Annotated in this window: 5 protein-coding genes; all 5 read left to right on the top strand. The window is 65.2% G+C overall.

The annotated features are described in order from the left end of the window. Positions 1-173: 173 nt before the first annotated feature. The 5 genes from AC0L30_RS42330 (at position 174) to AC0L30_RS42310 (ending at position 4,595) form a co-directional block, all read left to right on the top strand. Positions 174-872: a cytochrome c biogenesis CcdA family protein gene (locus AC0L30_RS42330; protein ID WP_473406733.1), complete on the top strand. Its 699-nt coding sequence runs from the start codon at positions 174-176 to the stop codon at positions 870-872. A 31-nt stretch (positions 873-903) separates the two neighbouring features. Continuing rightward, positions 904-1,467: a thioredoxin family protein gene (locus AC0L30_RS42325; RefSeq protein WP_473406732.1), complete on the top strand. Its 564-nt coding sequence runs from the start codon at positions 904-906 to the stop codon at positions 1,465-1,467. Positions 1,468-1,551: 84 nt separating this feature from the next. Further along, the gene (locus tag AC0L30_RS42320; RefSeq protein ID WP_354127045.1) at positions 1,552-2,526 is read left to right on the top strand and encodes a hypothetical protein; all 975 of its coding nucleotides are present in this window, start codon (positions 1,552-1,554) and stop codon (positions 2,524-2,526) included. A gap of 383 nt (positions 2,527-2,909) precedes the next feature. Further along, positions 2,910-3,503, top strand: coding sequence for a L,D-transpeptidase (locus tag AC0L30_RS42315; RefSeq protein WP_007597994.1), 594 nt, complete (start codon positions 2,910-2,912; stop codon positions 3,501-3,503). Positions 3,504-3,557: 54 nt separating this feature from the next. Beyond that, positions 3,558-4,595 (top strand): amino acid ABC transporter substrate-binding protein, encoded by a 1,038-nt coding sequence (locus AC0L30_RS42310; RefSeq protein WP_035995346.1) that lies wholly within the window; start codon positions 3,558-3,560, stop codon positions 4,593-4,595. Positions 4,596-4,825 lie beyond the last annotated feature (230 nt).

The raw sequence follows: 4,825 nt of genomic DNA, 5'->3' as shown, positions 1-4,825 counted from the left end.
CCAGACGGATAGACCATTTGCTGGGCTACCCCCTCCCTAACCCTCCCCCACAAGGGGGGAGGGAACGCACCGCCGCCCTTGGCCGGCACCTCCTCCGTCACGAGCACGTGACACTCGTAACAATCCGCCCATCACCCACGAACCATCCTCGTGACCCCTTCACGAGTGCCCCGATGCTCGAACTTCTCTTCGCTGTCCTCGCCGGCATCCTCACCATCGCCGCGCCGTGCACGCTGCCGATGCTGCCGATCCTGCTCGGCGCCTCGATCGGCCGCAGCTCGCATTTGCGGCCCGCGATGATCGCGCTCGGCTTCGTCATCTCGTTCTCCGCGACCGCGCTGTTGCTCGGCGCCATCACGCGGCTGTTTGATTTCGATCCGAACGTGCTGCGCGAGGCGGCATCGATCCTGCTGCTCGGCTTCGGCCTGTTGATGCTGTGGCCGGCGCCGTTCGAATGGCTGTCGATCCGGCTCAACGGCTGGCTCGATCTCGGCAATTCCGGCGCCACGCAGCGCGAGGGTGCGCTCGGCGGGCTCGTGCTCGGCACCACGCTTGGCCTGGTCTGGACGCCCTGCGCCGGCCCGGTGCTCGGCTCGATCCTGACGCTGGTCGCGACGACTGAGAACGCGACCTGGGCCGGCACGCTGCTGATCGCCTACGCGATCGGCGCGGCGATCCCGATGCTGGCGATTGCCTATGGCGGGCAGGCCGCGACGACGCGGGTGCGCAGCCTCGCGCGCATGTCGCCGCGGCTGCAGCAGGGCTTTGGCGTCGTCGTGATCGGCTTCGCGCTCGCCGCCTATTTCCAATACGACACGCTGATCGTGGCGTGGCTCACCGGCTTCTATCCCACCGGCCAGATCGGCCAGTGATCATCGCGCATCTCAACCGGAGGACTCGTCCATGACTTTCAAACTGCTCGCCGTCTCCGCCGCACTGATCGGCATCGCCGTAACAGGCGCCGTCATCCCCGGCATCTGCGACGAGGCCGCGCGCGCCGTCCCTATCGTCACCGCGGCCGCCAGCCAGCAGACCGCGCCCGACTTCACCGGCATCAACAACTGGTTCAACTCGAAACCGCTGAACATTGCCGATCTCCGCGGCAAGGTCGTGCTGGTGGACTTCTGGACCTATGGCTGCGTCAACTGCGTCAACACGCTGCCGCACGTCACCGAGCTCTACGCCAAGTACAAGGACCGGGGTCTCGTCGTGGTGGGCGTGCACACGCCGGAATTCCCGTTCGAGCGCTCGGCGTCCAATGTGCAGGCGGCGCTGAAGCGCCACGGCATCACCTATCCGGTGGCGCAGGATAATGATTCCAGGACCTGGAACGCCTACAGCAACCAGTATTGGCCGGCGCAGTACATCATCGACCAGAACGGCAAGATCGTGTTCCAGCACGCGGGCGAGGGCCGCTATGACGAGATCGACCGCACCGTGGCAAAGCTGCTGAACGCCAATAGCTAACACCCGGCGCGGGTCTCGCCGTTGTTGCTTGACTCCACGGACCCGTCCGTGGAGTTTCGCGGGCCACGTAATCAGCCGCCCGTGATGGACGACGCCACCAGCAGCACTGACATTCGCCTTCGTGAAGGCGCCTCGATCGCGCAGCGGCTGGTCATGTCCGGCTTTGCGGCTGCCGTTGCGCTGTGCTTCACGCCGGGCCTGTTCACGCACGACCCCCTGGAGGTGATCATCTCCGTGGTCGCGCTGCTGGTGGGAGCAGCGTTCGTCGGAATCATCATGCTGGCGCCGGCGGTGGTGTGGATCATCACGCCAGACGAGATCCTGATCGGGGAGCAGCGCCCGTTCGGAAAACTCCGGACGCGGATCGTCGCCAAGGACGACATCAAGGGATTACAGGTTCCCGGCAGCAAGAGGGCGAAAGCCCGCTTCCAGCTCGCCTTCACGCTGGCCTCCGGTGAGCGCCTGACATCGCCGCCGATCGCCGATGTCACCCACGTGCACGAGACGGTGGCGCGGATCGCCACGCAATTCGACGTTCCCGAGGTCGAGTCTCCGGTCAATCCTCTCGATGCCAGCAATCCCGAGATGCGCCTCGGCGACCCCCTCGAGCCGTTTTCCGCAAGAGACATCAGGATCGTCGCACTGATCGTCGTCGCATTGTGCGCCGTTCCCTACGCCTACAGGCTCTGGCGTGGCCTGTCGCCCGGGCCGGTGGACATCATGCTGCTGCCGGTCGGCGCGATCGCCGCTATCGGCGTTTATCGATATGCCAACCTTGTGACCGGCGCCTTCTGGATCATCCGCCAGGGCGATATCCGCGTCGAACGCCTGTGGGGCGACGGCACGCTGCGCGCCGACCACATCGAGGGGCGCGACGTGAAGTCGATCACGGTCGAGCGCCGCGGCCGCTCCGAGGACGAGCACTGCATCGTCGTGATCCGATTGCAGTCGGGACGACGGTTTCGCAGCCCTCGCATCGGGTCAAGGCCAGAGGCCCGGGCCGTGGGGACGGAGATCGTCCGGCGGCTCGGGATCGCGCCGGAGAACAACCAGATCTAGCTGGGATCCAGTGCGATTGGCGAAGTTTGATCTCGCCGCGAATTCGGTCTGAGCCTCTCCCGCCTGCGGGAGAGGTCGGCGCGTCCGGGCGATGCGAAGCATCGTCCCGCGCGACGGGTGAGGGTTCTCTCCACGTTGGGAGTGCCCCATTGCAGAGACACGCTCTCCCCGACCCTCCCCCGCAGGCGAGGGAGGGAGCACATCGTGCCCAGCTCACTGCTTTTCGCGCCATCCCCTGTTTGTGGCATTGCCGGCGGTCCGTCAAAAAACCAAAGCATTCTCGTGACATGCCAGCCGGGCGCGCCATCAACTTGCCATGAAGCTGCCGCTGGGTTCAGATGGTTCCGAACGATATTCGCTGTGGCAGTGGGGGAGAGCTTGAAATGACGGATTTTCGTCGCCTGACCGGGATGTTTGTGGCTGCGATCGGCCTGATCCTGTCCGCGCCCCATGCCTACGCCCAACAGCCCGACCGCGGCGACGAGCCGGGCCTGGTCGCCGACGATGCCTATGAGCTCGATCCGGAATGGCAGAAGCAGGTCGTCTACTTCCGCACCACCGAAGCGCCCGGCACCCTCATCATCTCGACCGCCGAACGGCATCTCTACCTGGTGCAGCCCGGCGGTCGTGCGATCCGCTACGGCATCGGCGTCGGCCGCGATGGTTTTCAGTGGCAGGGGCTGGTGAACATCACCAACAAGAAGGAATGGCCGGATTGGACGCCGCCGCCGGAGATGATCCAGCGCCAGCCCTATCTGCCGCGCTTCATGGCCGGCGGCCCCGGCAATCCGCTCGGCGCCCGCGCCATGTATCTGGGCACCACGGTCTACCGCATCCACGGCACCAACCGGCCCGATACGATCGGCACCAAGGTCTCCTCCGGCTGCTTCCGGCTCGTCAACCGCGACGTCGCCGATCTCTACGATCGCGTCCCGGTCGGCACCAAGGTTGTCATCCGGCAGAAGCCTGAACTCTGATCTTCTCGCCCTGGCGAATATTCCTTTTCCCGATTATTTCGAGAGAGCAACATGATGCGCACTTTTCGTGGCGGCCTGCTGATCGGGCTCGCAGTCGCCGTGCTGGTCGCCGTCCTGGCCATCATCTATGAATTCTACGACACCCGCACGCTGAAGCGCACCGTCCGCCGCGGCGAAGTGCTGTGCGGCGTCAACAAGGGCCTGCCGGGCTTCTCTATCCCCGACGACAAGGGCAACTGGACCGGCTTCGACGTCGATTTCTGCCGCGCGGTGGCCTCCGCGATCTTCAACGACCCGAGCAAGGCGAAGTTCGTCGCGCTCGATGCCAGCGAGCGCTTCAAGGAATTGCAGAGCCGGAAAGTGGACATCCTCTCGCGCAACTCGACCTGGAGCATGGCGCGCGAACTCGACTACGATCTCTATTTCCCCGCGGTCGCCTATTACGACGGCGCAGGCTTCATGCTGCCGCGCGCGCGCAACAAGGAAACCGCGCTGGACCTGACCGGCAGCAAGGTCTGCGTCCAGACCGGGACCACCACGGCGCTCAACGTCGCGGACTACTTCCGTGCCAACAACATGAAGTATGAAGAGGTGAAGTTCGACAAGCTGGACGACGTCGTGAAAGCCTACGACACCGGCAAATGCGACACGCTCTCCGCCGACGTCTCGCAGCTCTACGCGCTGCGGATCAACCTGTCGAAGCCCGGCGACCACATGATCCTGCCGGACATGATCTCCAAGGAGCCGCTTGCGCCCGTCGTACGTCAGCGCGACGACGACTGGATGATGATCGTGAAGTGGACGCTGTACGCGATGATCAACGCCGAGGAGCTCGGCGTCTCCTCGGAGAACATCGACGAGGCCCTGAAGTCGAAGAAGCCGGAAGTGATGCGGCTGGTCGGCACCGAGGGCAATTACGGCGAGCAGCTCGGCCTCACCAAGGATTGGGTCGTCCGAATCATCCGCAACGTCGGCAATTATGGCGAGATGTACGAGCGCAACATCGGCGAGAAGTCGAAGCTGAAGATCCCGCGGGGCATGAACCAGCTGTGGAATGCGGGCGGCGTGCAGTATGCACCGCCGGTGCGGTAGGGAGCTCTATCCGCCGTCATTGCGAGCGAAGCGAAGCAATCCAGAATCCCCCCGCGGTGACAGTCTGGATTGCTTCGTCGCAAGTGCGCCTCGCAATGACGAGCTTGGGGCGGGCGCGCTATCCACAATCTCAACTGTCGTGGGGGGGGGGGGGGGGGGGGGGGGGGGGGGGGGGGGGCGGGGGGGGGGGGGTGGGGGGGGGGCGCGGGGGGGGGGGGGGGGGGGGGGGG

The sequence above is a fragment of the Bradyrhizobium sp. MI1.11 genome (assembly GCF_055811255.1).
Note: the sequence above shows the minus strand (reverse complement) of the source record. Positions and strands in the feature narration are given on the sequence as shown.